The sequence below is a fragment of the Chitinophaga arvensicola genome, assembly GCF_900110835.1.
Lineage (GTDB): Bacteria > Bacteroidota > Bacteroidia > Chitinophagales > Chitinophagaceae > Chitinophaga > Chitinophaga arvensicola.
Genome location: NZ_FOJG01000002.1, coordinates 2,722,928 through 2,739,683, shown reverse-complemented (window position 1 = coordinate 2,739,683; position 16,756 = coordinate 2,722,928). Strand labels below are relative to the sequence as shown.

4 protein-coding genes are annotated in these 16,756 nt (G+C 50.7%); 2 read left to right on the top strand and 2 right to left on the bottom strand.

The window, feature by feature from the left end; genetic code table 11:
• Position 1: 1 nt before the first annotated feature.
• The gene (locus tag BMW79_RS28260; RefSeq protein ID WP_177192369.1) at positions 2-1,822 is read left to right on the top strand and encodes a right-handed parallel beta-helix repeat-containing protein; all 1,821 of its coding nucleotides are present in this window, start codon (positions 2-4) and stop codon (positions 1,820-1,822) included.
• Here BMW79_RS28260 and BMW79_RS28255 read toward each other — a convergent pair whose 3' ends face one another.
• A complete protein-coding gene (locus tag BMW79_RS28255) occupies positions 1,823-2,644 on the bottom strand; it encodes an SUMF1/EgtB/PvdO family nonheme iron enzyme (RefSeq protein ID WP_089901221.1) in 822 nt (273 codons plus the stop codon). It lies immediately after the preceding gene.
• Positions 2,622-3,365, bottom strand: a complete 744-nt coding sequence (locus BMW79_RS28250; RefSeq protein WP_089901218.1) for a hypothetical protein — start codon at positions 3,363-3,365, stop codon at positions 2,622-2,624. Before BMW79_RS28250 ends, BMW79_RS28255 begins: the two co-directional genes overlap by 23 nt.
• A 300-nt stretch (positions 3,366-3,665) precedes the next feature.
• On the opposite strand from BMW79_RS28250, the gene BMW79_RS28245 reads away from it, so the two are divergent.
• The gene (locus BMW79_RS28245; RefSeq protein WP_089901216.1) at positions 3,666-16,661 is read left to right on the top strand and encodes a T9SS type B sorting domain-containing protein; all 12,996 of its coding nucleotides are present in this window, start codon (positions 3,666-3,668) and stop codon (positions 16,659-16,661) included.
• Positions 16,662-16,756: the final 95 nt, after the last annotated feature.

Here is a 16,756-nt window from a genome sequence, read left to right as displayed (position 1 = left end):
GATGAACATGTTAGCACGGATATTCACCGCAACAGGAATTTTTTTATCCTTAACAGGAGCCGCACAGTCACGCATACACGTGAGCGATTTCGGCCTGGCGCCCAATACTTTTACGGATGCCACCGTTCGTGTGCAGCAGGCTATTGCAGCCTGTAAAAATCAGCCGGGCGCCGTGCTGGAATTTGCGCCTGGGCGTTACGACTTTTACCCCGATAGTGCCGTGAAAAAAGTATACTACATTTCCAATACTTCCAGCGAAACAGAAGTGCCGGAGAAAACAAAAACCATCGGGTTGTTTTTTGAAAACTTCCGGCAGCTCACCATCGAAGGGAATGGAGCGGAGTTTGTTTTTCATGGAAAGATGGTCACCTGGTTATTTGATCATTGCCAGGATATGACGCTGCGTAATATCACGGTGGATTTTGCCCGCCCTTCCATGTCGGAACTGACACTGAAAACCGTCACCGCCAGTAGGGTAGAAGCCAGCATTCATCCCGATTCAAAATACGCTATCATCAACGGGCACCTGGAATGGTACGGCGAAAAATGGGGCATGAAGCAGTTCCACGCTGTACTGGCAGATACCGCGCAGGGCCTGAATACTTATTCTTCCTGGAAGCCGTTCGATAAAAGTACCGCCACCGAAACGGCGCCCAACAACGTTGTATTTACAGGCGATTTTTCCGGGTTTAAAGGAGCGCCTGGTAATGTGCTGAGTGTGAGGGATGGCATCCGCGACCAGGCGGGCATGTTTATACAGCATTGCCGTAATGTACACCTGGAGCATTTTAACATGCGCTATATGCACGGCCTGGGCATTGTATCGCAGTTCTCCGAAAATCTCTACTACGATCACATGGAAATAGCGCCGGATAAAAAACATGGCCGTATAATGGCTACGTTTGCAGACGGCATGCACTTCTCCGGTTGCAAAGGGGAGATCGTGATTACCAATTCCCATTTCCAGGGACTTCATGATGATCCGATCAATGTACATGGCACCCACCTGGTGATCTCGGAGAAAACGGGTCCACGCACCCTGAAGCTGCGGTTCATGCACCATCAGACCTATGGCTTTGAAGCCTTCTTTGCCGGCGACAGCATCAGCTTCGTACATGCGGCCACGTTACAGGGATACGCCACCGGCCAGATCAGTTCCGCGAGGTTGATCAATGAGCGGGAAATGGAGGTAACACTGCGTAACGATCTCCCGCAGGGCATTACCAGCGGCGATTGTCTCGAGAACATCACCTGGACGCCTTCCCTGACAGTACGCAACTGCCGGTTTGAGTCTGTGAATACAAGAGGACTGCTCGTTACCACCCGCAAAAAAGTAGTGATAGAAAATAACCAGTTCTACAGAACGGGTATGCATGCTATTCTTATTGCAGATGATGCTGCCAGCTGGTTTGAATCCGGCCCGGTGCAGGATGTGAAGATCAGCGGCAATACCTTCGAGGGATGTGCCTATAACCTGGGGAAGGAAAATTATGTAATCGCTATTGCTCCGGAAAATCATGAGCTGCTGAAAGGGTATATGGTGCATCGTAATATCCGCATCGAAGACAATACTTTTAAGATCTACGACCACCCGGTATTGACGGCAAAGAGTACCGGTAATTTATCGTTTACCCGTAACCGTATTTCCTGGATGAAGGATTACCTGCCAGCTACCACGCTGGGTGCTGCTTTCCGGTTAACCGGTTGTGAGCAGGTACACATCAGGGAAAATAAGTGGGACGTGCCTTTTCAGCCGGAAGTATCGGTTATACAGATGCCGGCAAAGGAAGTGAAAACGGATCTGCCGGTGACTAAGAAGTAATTATTTCACTACGCGGAAGCCCTGGTTGCTGAAAGAGGCCCGCCGGTTTACCCGGCCTATATCTACAGAATTAAAAAAGGAGCAGGAAGTGGCGCTGCACCACCAGGAACCGCCCCGGGCATGGGCCAGCCGGGGATTTTCATCCGGTTTTACTTTGCCGGAGCAGAATTCAAATACGTTGCCATATACATCATACAGGCCCCAGGCATTGGGTTGAAAACTACCCACGGGCGAAGTATACATGTATCCATCTGAACTATCAGCCTGCAGATGATCCGCCCCGTGCCAGACATTTGCATAGCGGCCAATATCTTTTTTCTTTTCGCCGAAAAAATAAGTGCCATTGGAACCTGCCCTGGAAGCGATTTCCCATTCATCGAGTGTGGGTAAGCGTACGCCCGCCCAGGTGCAGTAGGCCAGCACATCTTTATAACTGATACAGGTAACCGGGTGCTCCATTTTGTTTTCAATACCCCCCACTGCAACGCCGTTGGGATACCGCCAGTAAGCGGTGCTGTCGTTGTTCCACTCAAATTCCCGCAGCCCGGGCACAAATACCAGTGCATCATGACGCTGCTCAGCATCAGTCACATAACCGGTGGCGGCTACAAAAGCGGCAAACTGCCGGTTGGTGGTTTCGCAGGCGGCAATATAGAAGCTGTCTACCTGCACGGTTCTGGCAGGATTCAGGCCATGCTGCCGTTGTCCTACCCGATAGCTGCCTTTGGGTACCAATACGTACCCGCAGGCAGTTTGCGCGGAACCGGGGAGATACAATCCCCCCAGTAATAATAATATACTAACCTTTTTTAGGAAGTCCATTATAGAAATTGGTAGCCCGTTCAATAATGAGCGCCTCATTGGCACTGTTGAAGTTTAAATATGCCTCGTAGCTGGTTTCTTCATTCGCATACAGTTTTTTGTAGGAAGTAGAGGTCATGAACGGCTCAAATTCATTGTTCTTCATCAGGATCATCAGTAAAGTCAGGATATCGTGGTCTTTATGATCCTTGTTGTAAGTTTTGATCAGCAAAGGAATCATTTCCCGGGCATTGATGTCAATGATCGCCTTTTTATAATTGAGGCCTACCCGGCTGCTCCGGATAATGGAGGCACTCACCAGGGCAATCACGGTATCGCGGTTGGCGATCATGAAATTTCCCTGGCGCTGGCTCCAGCTGTAGTCGCCGAAGGCATCCGGCAGTTGCCCGAAAATTTTCATATGCTCGTCGGGTACCGGTGGACGGGCATCACAGTTCTGGCTATACGTTTCCGCATGGATCAGGTGATAGGTCAGCTTCTCCCGCAGGGATAAGGACATGTATTCTTTTTGAGACAAGGCCAGGGCTTCATTTTCATTATCCTGTATTTTGCTGATCATACCCAGCACTTTCTGCAATCCATCCGGTGGTCTGCTGATTTTCATCCGGTATTCGTGATAAGCCTGGCTTTCTTTGCTGGGTTCCACCCATGTATAATCATCCTGGGCAAAACAAACGCTGTAAGCAGCAACAAGTACAAGGACCGCTACAATTTTCTTCATACAATACTATTGGGAATTAAAAATTTCCGGGAAGATAAAGCAGCTATAAGGATTTCCCAAACAAATCGTTGCCCGGGGCGCTCACCAGGCTGGTTATCAAGACAACCTGTACCATTCCCTTTTCTCAGAATAACTTTTATGAAAGCGTCATTTTCAGTGAACTAACGAAAACTTTCAGTTGTTCTGATAACTGCACCGGGTAAACGATGTGTTTTCCCAACAACTGTATCGTACCGTAGATCCTATACCCTCCCTATGAATAGCTGCCGTTAATTGGATTTCATCGTAAAAATGTTCTAAATGCTTTCATCACTACATGCTTCAATTTTACATCTGTGTTACAACAAAAATAATTCAGGAAAAAGCGGCTCCCGGAAACGGGTGTGGGGCGGGGTGTTTATATTCCTGCTGATCGCCGGTAACCTGGTGGCGAAAGACAGGCATCCGAACCTTCATAAAGAGCTTATGCCTCCGCCCACTGCGGCCAGTGATAACTATAATACGGTGAGAGGAGTGGCGGTTAACGCCAATGTGCTGACCAACGACGATCCAAACGGAGGCGGTCCGCTCACGGTGCAAACCACCCCGGTAAGCAACGTAACAAATGGTACGCTTACCCTCCGGGCCGACGGCTCTTTTACCTATATGCCAAATCCGAATTTCTTTGGGGTAGACCGGTTCACCTATCGCGTATGTGACCGGAACGGCAGCTGCTCCAATGGAGACGTGATGATTGATGTAAGTCCTGCGAAGGCCGACCTGGTGCTTACCCAGAAAACCAATCTGGATACCGGTATTGTCGGCGAACCCCTTATTTACACCGTTACCTTAACCAATAATGGTCCGTCCCCGGTATATACCAATGAAGTGTTTTATGTACTGGAGCAGGCGCCTAATGGCTACCAGCTCATTTCCATGACGCCCAGCGAAGGTACCCTGGATGCCAGCGGCCGTTGGACGGGAGTGGATCTTCCTGCCGGGAAATCGGTGACCATTACGGTGAATGGGATTATCCGTCCGGACTACAACCAACCTACTATTACTAATATTATTACCATACAACCACCCAATAACGTTATTGTAAATACCACCCCCACCGGGCAGATTACCACGCCTGTTATGATCGCGGCCGATCTGGCGGTCACTAAAACCGATGGTACAGATTATTACACACCCGGATCCCCCGTCACCTATACCATCATTGCCACCAACAACGGCAAATCAAACGTACAGCGGGTACTTATCCAGGATATTATTCCTGCCGGCATCAATGTGGCTTCCTGGACCGCCACTGCCAGCGGCGGGGCTTCTATTTCCAACAGCAGCGGCAATACCAGTATCTATCAGCAGGCCAATATGCCTTCCGGCTCACAGGTTACCTTTAAACTCACCCTGGATATCCCTGCCGGCTTTACGGATGTATTAAAAAATACGGTGACGGTACAATCACTTGATCCGGTAGCAGATCCCATTCCCGGGAACAACTCCGCCACAGATATTGATTCCCTGAAAGTCAATGACAGACTGGGTATGGTTAAAACCGGCCCTGCATCTGCTTTTGCGGGAGGGGCGATCAGTTATAAACTGGTGGTTTCAAATACCGGTACCTCCAATGTGTTGAATGCGGTGATAACGGATAATATTGATCCGCGCATCACTAACGTGACTTACACTGTAGCGACTACCGGTGCCGCTACTACCACTGCCACTTCCGGCAGTGGCTCACCGGTAAGGGTAACCGGTAATCTGCCGGTGGGCGCCAATAATACGATTGTGATCACCATCAATGGTACGATCGCCGGTGATGCTACCGGGCAGATATTCAATGGCGCGCTGGTAACTACTTCTTCCGGAAAACAGTTTGAGTCCAATAATGTACTAACTACCCTGCAGACCAAAACAGGATTGAACATTGTAAAAACTGGCCCGGCTGGCGGTACCGTGATTGCCGGCGATACCATCTCCTATAAAATTATCGTGACAAATGCCGGTCCATCCAATGATCCGAAAGTGGATATCACTGACCTGGTGCCATCGGTGATTACCAATGTGAGCTGGACAGCCGTAGCCAGGGGAAGTGCCACTATCACTCCAGGTGCGCCTTCCGGCGGAAGCGGCAACAGCGTGTCCACCTCTGCGGCGATTCCTGCCGGTACTGCCAATGCCATTGAGATTACGATCAATGGCCGGGTACTGCCCGGTGCCATCGGTAATATTAATAACACCGCTACTGCTAAATCAACTGCCGGCGGACAGGTGGACGCCAATAATCTTACCCGGATCGATACCAAACCGAATATTGTAGTGGTGAAATCCGGTCCGGTACAGGTAAATGCCGGAGAAGCGATCAGCTACACAATAGTATACCGCAACAACGGCCTTTCCGATGGGAAATTAGTGTTGCTTACAGACGCCGTACCTTCCCTGATCAGCAATGTAAAATGGACCAGCGTGGTGAATGGCAAGGCAACCATCGCCAGCGGTGCAACGGGTACGGGTAACCAGGTCCGTTTGTTCGCAGATCTTCCTGCGGGAGATAATAACTCAGTGACCGTAAATATTACCGGAACGGTGTCCCCGGGCTTCCAGGGAAATATTACCAACCAGGCATCCGCAGAACTGGAAGGCATTCCCGTGTTTAACTCCAACCAGGTAGTTACCAAAGTGGTAAACAGCCCGAAATTGCTGATCACGAAATCTGGTCCTGCGAGTGTCACCGCCGGCGGTGTGATCACCTACCAGTTGTTTGTTACGAACAGTGGTCCTTCCAATGCTTATGGTATCCGCATCCGGGATGTGGTGCCTTCGCAGATCCGTCAGCCGTTGCTTACCGTAGCTGCAGAAGGTAATAGTGTGGTGACGGATAATACCATGCAGGGCTCCGTGGCCACGGTTACCGGTAATATTGATGCCGGACCGGGCAACCGCATCGTAGTAACGATCAGGGGGACGGTAGATCCTGCGTTTACAGGCACGTTCCGTAATATATCTTCCGCAGCTACCACCACCGATTCCACTAATTCCAACGAGGTGGTGACTACGGTAGATAACAAAGCTGTATTGCAAATCTCTAAATCAGGTCCGGCACAAACTTCCGGTGGTAATGCGATTGCATACCGTATTCTGATCACCAATACCGGTATCTCCGATGCAGTGGGCATGACGATGAATGACGTAGTGCCGGCAGGAATTAATAATGTGAGCTGGACAGCCACTCCGCTGGGTACGGCCACCATTACCGGCAATGCCGCTGGCACCGGTAGCAATATCCAGGTAACTGGTACTATCCCTGCCGGTACAGCCAACCAGATCCAGGTAGATGTGAAAGGAACCATCAGTCCTGCTTTTGCAGGCCTGATGCAGAATAAAGCCACCGCTGTATTGCCCGGTAAACCGGCCGTATCAGATTCGGTGAGCACTACCGTACTGAAACTGGCCAATATCAGTATCAGTAAAACAGGTCCTGCCAGGGTACCGGCGGGTAACAATGTCGTATATACGTTGCTCGTTAGTAACAGCGGTCCATCCGATGCACCCGGAACAGTGATCAGTGATGTGGTACCTGCCCAGTTGACCAATATCAGCTGGACGGCAGTAGCGGCGAATGGCGCCACCATCATATCCGGCGCCACCGGTAATACAGATACCGTAGTGGTGAGAGCCAATATTCCGGCTGGTAATGCACGCGTAACCGTTACCATTACAGGGAAAACAGATCCTGGATTTACAGGCATTATTCAGAATCTTGCCTTCGCTAATCCGGGTGTGGATATTATCCCAAGTCAGCTGGTGAATACAGAGGTATATGCTTCCCCGGCTTTGCATGTAGCAAAGATTGGCCCTGCTGCATTGAATGCCGGTGAAAAAATCAACTACCTGGTGACGGTGACCAATAGCGGTCCTTCCAATGCTACAGGCGTTACCATCAATGATATCATCCCTGCCAGTATCGTCAATGCCAGTTGGACAGCCATCGCTTCGGGTGCTGCTACCGTGGATTCAGGAACTACCGGTAACGGCAATACGGTAAAAACAAGGGTAAGCATACCTGCCGGTACGGTCAATAAGATCGTTATCAGTGTAACCGGTACCGTTAGTCCTGCTTTTACAGGCACCATTAAGAATGCCGCGAATGCTGTTATTGGCAGCGAGCCGCCGGTGCTGTCCGACAGTGTGGTTACCGTTGTGAAGAGCCATCCCGTCCTGGTAGTGAAAAAAATTGGTCCCGATACAGCCAGCGCAGGAGGTACCATTCAATACCTGCTGTCACTCCAGAATAAAGGTACTTCTGATGCACGGCAGATCAATTTCACAGATACAGTTCCTGTGGGCATCACCAATGTGAAATGGACCACCTTGGCCAGTGGCAACGCCATCATTACCGCAGGTGCTACCGGTACCGGCAATATCGTAAAATACACCGCCGATATACCCGCGGGCAACCTCAACATCATTGCCATCAGCATTACCGGTACTATAGCACCGGGATTCACCGGTACGCTGCAAAACAGGGCCAGCGGCATCATTGCGGGTATTGATACAGCCTATTCCAACCTCGTGAATACGGCGGTGAAAAGCGTACCGGGACTGACACTTAGCAAACAGGGGCCGGACTTTATCACTTCCGGTGCTGCTGTAAACTATACGCTGTTGCTGACCAATGCAGGTCCTTCGGATGCAGCACAGGTAAGTATTGCAGACGTCATCCCTGCAGATATTATCAATACGAAATGGACCGCTACAACTGCGGGTACTGCGGTAATCTCTACCGGCGCCACAGGCACCGGCAATAACCTGCTCGTGACTGGTAATGTTCCTGCTGGTGCAGGTAACTATATCCGGGTGCTGATCAGTGGTAAACTGAATACCGCTTCAACGGCAGGTACCATCACTAATATTGCTTCCGCACAGATCCCCGGAGGTACGGTGTTCAGGGATACCGTGGTGTCGCAGGTAGAAATATTCCCAGGCATCCGGCTGGTTAAAAATGCCCCGGATACCATCCGCTCCGGTGCCGCCATCCTCTATTCTATTCACGTTACCAATATCGGGCCTTCCAATGGAAAGGGCATTGTGCTCACAGACGTAATACCTGCCGCTATTCTGAATGCTACCTGGACTGCTACCACTACCGGTAACGGTACTACGGTAAGTCAGGCAAACGGTGCAGGCAATGTAAATATCACTGCGGATATTCCGGCCGATTCCACTGCTGCAGTGGATATCCGGATTGCAGGTACGGTAGATCCCAATTTCGCAGGCGACAGCATTCAGAATACCGCTGCCGCCCAGGTACCGGGTGTTGGCAATCTCAGTTATACAGTAACAACACATGTTATCCATGACGCGGTGTTATCTATCAGCAAAACCGGCCCGGCTACCAGCAATGCCGGCAAGGTCATTACGTATCATTTATCAGTAGCCAATAGCGGGCCTTCCAGTGCCATCGGCGCCCTGATCACCGATACCATCGCCTCCCGGATACTGAACCCGGTATGGACCGTGGTAAACACCGGCGGCGCTACTACCAGCGTAACCAATGGCACCGGTAATGTAAATGTCACCGCTACTATTCCTGCCGGTACCGGCAGAGTGGATATTACCATAACAGGTACTTTATCACCTACACTGGTGGATACTACCATTGTCAATACCGCCTATGCGAAACTGCCTGCCGGTTACATCAATAACGTCCCGGTGAGCAGCAGTGTACAAACGGTGATCCGCAATGAAGTAGACCTGGGTATTGTGAAGTCTGGCCCTTCTTCGAAAGTAGCAGGTCAATCTATCGCTTATCATTTAATTGTGACCAATAAAGGCCCGGCCGATGTGGTGGGTGGCCTGATTACGGATACCATTCCGGCAGCAGTCACCAATATCACTGCCACCGTAACAACTACCGGTGCAGCTACGGCGACCTTGCAACCTATTGCAGGTAATCGTGTAGCCGTTACCGTAAATATTCCTGCCGGGTTGGCCAATTACGTAGTGGTGAATATCAATGGTATCGTAGATCCGTCTACGTTACCCGGACCGATAAAGAACACTGCCTGGATCGAGCCTCCTGCGGGTAGCCATGAAACGCTCCCGGTGAATAACTCCAGCAGTATTACCACGGAAATCACCAATGAAACGGGTGTGATCATTTCCAAGGCCGGACCTGCCAGCCTGAAAGTAGGGGACCCGATCAGTTATACCATTGAAGTGGCCAATGCAGGCGTGTCCAATGCTACCGGCGTACTTATTACAGATACCATCCCGTTGGGTATTGATAACATTTCCCATAGCATCTCGGTGCAGGGTGGCAGTGGTGGTACTACATACACCGACCAGGGTACTGATCCCCGGAGAATTAACGTACTGGCAAATATTGATGGTACAGCAGCCGGTTCCGGAAAAATTGTGATCATTGTGAATGGTACCGTGGCACAAAATGCACCTGCTTTACTGCTCAACCGTGCAGTAGCAGATACCAAATTTGCGACGGTTACCACACAGATAGATAATACGGTAGATCTGGATATCAGCAAACAGGCGCCACAGCAATTGAATGCCGGTGAACAGATCACTTATAATATCGTTGTGACCAACAATGGTCCGGCTAATGTAACGGGGGCAGTTATTACGGACCTGATACCCGCCACGATTCTCTCGCCCGTATGGACCGCAACAGCTTCCGGCGGAGTAACGGTGAGTAACAGCAGCGGTGCGGGAGACATTCATCTCACGGCAGACCTGCCTGCTAATTCCGGTATGTTGATCATATCTGTCACCGGAAAGGTTGATCCTGCGGCCACGGGTTCCATCACCAATACGGCCACGGCAGTACCACCGGCTGGTGTAACAGACCCTACACCTGCTACTGCGTCCGCGACTACCGTGATCCGGAATAAATCGAACCTGAACATTGTAAAGAGTGGCCCGAATGTAGTGGCCTCCGGTGGCACCATCAATTATTCCCTGCTGGTAACCAACCTCGGACCTTCTGATGCGAAGGGGCTCGATATTGCAGACCTTGTGCCTGGCACTATTGAAGGGGTAACATGGACCTCCTCTGCGGGTAATGGCGCTGTGATTACCGGTGGCGGCAGCGGTTCCGGGAATAATGAACAGGTGTTTGCAGATATGATCGTAGGTGGCCGGGTAACTGTGAATATCTCCGGTAAAGTACCTGTTGATTTCACCGGCTTGCTGAGTAACCTTGGAGAAATAGATGATAGTACCGGCCCCATCAAGCGTAGCAATGTGGTGCATACACAGGTGCTGTTCTCCACATCGGTGAAAGTCAGCAAAACAGGTCCTGCTACGGTGAAAGCCGGAGAAGCGATCAGCTATCATGTACTCGTTACCAACGATGGACCTTCTGAGGCACTGGGTCTTAAGATCAGGGACAGTCTGCCGGTACCACTCAAAAATGTCCGGTGGACGGCTACTACGAATGGTGCCGCGTTGATTACACAGGGCGGACCTTCCGGTACTTCATCGCTTATTTCGCTGGTAGCGGATCTTCCTCCGGGAGGAAATAATAGTATAGACATTGCCGTTACAGGTATCGCTGATTCTGCCGCTACGGGTATTATAAAGAACTACGCCACGGCAGTAAACCAGGTTGGTGTTGTAACAACCAGCGATACAATAGTTACCGGTATATTGAGCAATCCGCATATCCGGGTAGAGAAAAACGGCCCGGATACCGTAGCGGCAGGTGGCAGCTTCCAGTATGCCATTCATGTGTACAACGATGGTGCCTCTGCGGCAACGGGTGTGCATATACGCGATTTACTGCCTGCGGTACTCACCAATGTAACCTGGTCTGCTACTGCGGAAGGCACTGGTGTCATCAATGGTGGTAATCTGATCAACCAGCCAGGTAATCCTGATTTTATAGCGGATATTCCTGCTGGTGTAGCCAATGGTATCCGGGTGGTGGTGAATGCGCAAACCGCTCCATCTGCCACCGGAGCTTTTGTAAACAGTGCTACGGCATTGTTATCTGCTACGGATAGCGTGGTGTCTAACCAGGTGAACACCGTGATTGTGCAACAACCGGGAGTGACCATCCGTAAATCGGGGCCAACTAACGCTAACGCAGGTACGTCTTTAGAATACCAGGTAATCATTGGTAACAATGGACCTTCCAATGCCACCGGGGTAGTGATTTCCGATCTTGTGTCCGATACGCTGAAACAGGTCAGCTGGTCGGCCACAGCTACCGGTAGCGCCGTGATCAACGGAGGCAATATTACCAACAGACCAGGTGACGTATTACTTACCGCAGATATTCCTGCCGGCGATTCCAGCCAGGTGATTATTCGCATCACCGGTATTATTGATTCCTCTTTCACAGGACAGATCCGGAATACCGCCGTTGCCAGTGCGCTCCGCAGCAATGAAGTAATCACTACGGTTACGCGCAAAGCGCAGATCCTCCTGACCAAACAAGGCCCTGCTACTATTGCCGCCGGAAGAGATATTCAGTATACCATCGAAGTATCCAACCTTGGACCATCCAATACGGATACGGTGCAGATCCATGATATTGTGCCTGCGCCTATCCGGAATGTTGCCTGGTTTGCTTATGTGAATGGGGGAGCTACCATCTCCGGCGTCAATCTTGATACCAGTCATCTCATCAATGTAAAAGGCTGGATTCCTGCGGGATCGGCGAACAAAATCCAGGTAGTGGTATACGGTGTGGTAGACCCTATGTTTACCGGCGTGATAAAAAATGTGGCTACTGCCGATACCGCTGGCATACCTGCGGCGGCTGATTCTGTCATCACAACTGTCACAAAGCTCGCCAGGTTGCAGATCAGCAAAACAGGTCCTTCCAATGCTGCCGCCGGTACCCCCATATTCTATAGTGTGCGCTTGCTGAACAGCGGACCTTCGTTTGCCGGCAATGTGAACCTGCTGGATATTATACCGGTAGAAATACAGCCGGTACAATGGCAGGCGACCGCTGGTGGCAGTTCGTTGATAAACGGTCTCAAAACATTATCGGGTACCAATAGTGGTATTACCTTTAAAACGGATATTTATCCGGGAGATAGCAATGCCATCACCCTCACCGTAAATGGCATGATCAGCGCCAGTTTCACCGGTACGCTGCGCAACACCGCTATTTTTACTGACACTTCCGGTGTGACCGACAGTGCGGCTGTGAATACTAACGTTACCGCATCTACGGCGCTGACACTCACAAAAATTGGTCCTGCCACAGCTGTTGCTGGTGGCGATGTGAGCTACCGTATCACGGTACAGAATAATGGTCCTTCCGATGCGAAACAGGTAGCTATTGCAGACATCGTTCCAGCGGATATCCTGGTAAGCAACTGGATAGCAGAAGAACGTGGCGCGGCATTCATCTCCGGAAATAAAACAGGTACAGGTAACAATGTGCAGGTAACGGCAGATATAGCAGCGGGACAAACGAATGCGGTGGTGATCACTGTCAATGGAAAAGTATCGCCGCAAACTACGGCAACGGAAGTACGAAATATTGCCACTGTCAGCAGTAACGGTCAACCTGCAGCTGCGGATACCGTGATCACTGCCATCAGCCACCAGGCCGATATCAGTGTTTCTAAAACCGGTACCAGCATTGTAGTGGCGGGGGAAAAGATCCAGTACAATATCCGTATTGGTAATACAGGTCCTTCCGATGCCAAAGGACTGATCATTGCTGATGTGCTGCCTGCTGGTCTTACGAACGCAACATGGACGGCTGTTCCTACTGGCGCCGGCGTAGTGGTATCAGCTGCTACGGGTACCGGCAATGTCAACCTCACGGCTGATATCCCGGCCGCTGCAGGCAATGAAATCAACATCACGGTAAATGCTACCGTGGCAGCTGATCTGACCACTACCATCCTTAAAAACTTCGCCACGCTCACCAATCCGGGTCAGCCAACATTGGCAGATTCTGTGATCACCGTTGTGAGAAAGGTGACGGCGGTAAAGATTATTAAAACCGGTTATTCACAGGCTATCGCAGGTGGGGTGATCAACTACGCGCTTGTTATCACCAATGACGGACCATCCCTGGCGCGCGATGTTAGTATACGGGATATATTGCCGCAGGTGATCGGGAATGCTACCTACACCGTGACGGTGCTGGGCGGCGCTACTGCCACCGTAAACAATGGCACCGGCAATATTGATTTTAAAGCCGATATCCCGGCGGGAACCGGGGTGGTGAGTGTAGCGATTGCAGGCAGGGTAGATCCGGCCACCAACTTCTCTTCTATTACCAATACAGCATACGCAGACAGCGCCAGCAGTACATTGCCGACCGCCATCCTGCGGGTTACCGACCTGGATATTGTGAAAAGCGGTCCGGCCAACGCTACCGCAGGTGGTAGTATAGCTTACCAGCTGGTGATCACCAATAAAGGATTCTCAGATGTGACCGGTGCTGTGATAGAAGATATTATTCCGGCTGCCGTTCAGAATGCACAGGTGGTGTGGAGCACCACTGGTAATGCGGTGGTTACCTTACAGTCATTACAGAATAATGTATTGCGTGCCACCGCCAATATTCCGGCGGGAGCTAATCATAGCGTAATCGCTAATATTACAGGTACCATCAATCCTGCTTTCGATGGCATCAGTATTTTCAATTCAGCTACGGTGAAAACACCGCCGGAAGAAGCAGAGATCAATGTAAGCAATAACACAAGCACCGTTACCACTGCCATAGATACCAGTACCGGTATCCATGTATCCAAAGCAGGGCCGGCATCTGTGAATATTGGTGATACGATTCATTACCGGATCGAACTGAGTAACAGCGGTGCCGCTACCGCCACACCGGTGAATATTACGGATAATGTACCGGCTGAAATAAGTACTGTCAGCTGGACAGCCACCGTACAGGGAGGTAGTGGCAGCACCACTATCAGCAAAACCAGTGGCACCGGTAATAACATTGCATTGCAGGCTACACTGGCTGGAACCGCTGCCGGAGGCGGTACGGTGGTGATTCTGGTGAAAGGTATCGTTACGCCGGCGGCAGGTACAACTATTAAAAACGTAGTGACGGCCGAATACAACGGCAGTAAAAACAGTGAGTTCACAACGGCGGTGAACCGCACGGCTGATCTGCTGGTAACGAAAAATGCTCCGGCAGCGCTGAATGCGGGCGACAGTATCCACTACATCATAACAGCCAGCAACCGTGGTCCTGCCGACGTAACCGGCGCTACGCTCACCGATAATATCCCGGCTTCCGTTCTGCGTCCGGTATGGCGTGTAGTCGCCACCGGTGGTGCGGCCAGTTCGGTATCATCCGGCAGTGGCAATGCCTTACAGCTAACGCTGAATATACCGGTGAACACCGGGCTGGTAACCATTTATGTAGATGGGGTAGTAGCGGCATCCCAACGCGGTACGATCTCCAATATCGTTACCCTGGATCCGCCGGCAGGTATCACTGATCCGACCAAGGCGATTGCATTGGCAAATACATTGGTAGGAACACCTAATAGCAGTAACCTGCAGATCGTGAAATCCGGTCCGGTACAACTGAATGCAGGCGACAGTATTACTTATCAACTCGACATTACCAATATTGGTAACACCGTACTGACGGGCGTGCAGATCCACGATGTACTGCCGGCCGATATAGAAGGCATTTCCTGGCAGGCGATCCCGGTAAGCAACTCCGCTGTTGGAAAAGGAACTACCGGTAACGGACCTACGCTCGATGTGGAAGGAGATCTGTTGTTAAACGGATTGATCAGCATCTTTGTCAAAGGAAAAGTGAAAGATGGCTTTAATGGTGTGCTCACCAATACTGCCAACGCAACGTTGAGTGGAAATGTAATCAATAGCAATACGATCCTCACCCTGGTAAACCAGGTACCGGCTGCGGTAAACCTGGCCATCCTGAAAACAGGACCAGCTACGGCGATATACAATGGTAATATTACTTACACCATCACTGCCACCAACAACGGACCTGTTGCTGCCAATGGCGCCATCATCACGGATGCGTTGCCGCCAGCGCTGCAAAATCCGCAGGTAACCGTAAGTGGTACAACAGGAGGAGCAGGAGGTGTAACCGCCCTGGTATCAGGCAATAACGTAGGCGCCGTCATCGGTACTTTCCCTGTGGGCGCCACGGCAGTACTAACGGTAACGGCTAAAGTAAACGGGCTGGGAAATATCTCCAATACGGCGGAAATAATTCCACCGGCAGGTACCATAGAAACAGATAATACAGATAATTTCAGCACCGCCACTACCATCGTTACCGGTGAAGTGCCGTTGCATATCACTAAAACCGCCGTTACTGCCGGACCTTATGTGGTAGATCAGCAGATCCGCTACCGGATAACCGTCAATAATTCCAGTACGCTTAACATCAGTGGGGTAACGATGACCGATCTGTTGCCGCCGGGCGGTATTACCAGCGCGCCGGTGATTATACCGCCGGTTGTAGGTGCAGCTATTTACCAGGCTGCTGCAAACCGGATCAGCTGGACTATCGCTGTATTGCCGGCCGGAGCAACGGTAGCTCTCGAGTATGATGTGCGGGTACTGAAAGAAGGCTCACTGGTGAACAAGGCAGTGGTTGGCGCATTACGGCAGGGTGAAGGTTTATCAGTAACACCGGATAGTACCACGCATACCATCACCGCTACGGCCATGGCAGATCTGGCGATTCAGAAAGTGATGAAGTCGCCGGCCGCCAACCTGAAAGTTGGTGATAAGCCAGGCTTCACCATCACACTGAATAACCAGGGACCAAATACTGCAAGGGATATCACCGTTACCGATAACCTGTTGCCTAACCTGGACATGCTGGCGGATTACACCGTGAGCACAGGACAGGTGGTAATAGCCGCCGGTAATCATGCCTTCACCTGGAAACTGGATAGCCTGGCCTCCGGGCAAACGGCCACCATGACCTTTAACACCAGGGTTACCGGCACCGGTACCATCTATAACACCGCCACTGTGGCCGCAGTAACCGCCGATCCGGACCTCCGTAACAACACGGCCAAAACTACAGAGCAAACCACTTCCGGCGATGATATTTATATTCCGAATATCATCACACCGAATGGCGATGGCAAGAATGATTACTTCTTTATCCCAGGTCTGGATAAATTCCCGGGATCTTCCCTTTTCATCTACAACAGATGGGGAAATAGCGTATATCAATCAAAGGATTACTCCAATAAATGGGATGGTAACGGACTCAATGAAGGTACGTATTACTATATCCTGAAGTTGAATACACCACAGGGAACCCGCGACTATAAAGGCTGGGTAGAAATACTGCGCTGATAAAACAAGGGGGAGGCTATGACCTTCCCCTTATTTTATTTAAAAATTCTATTACCCTATAGGATTTGTAGAGTATAACATATATTTTTGCTCCC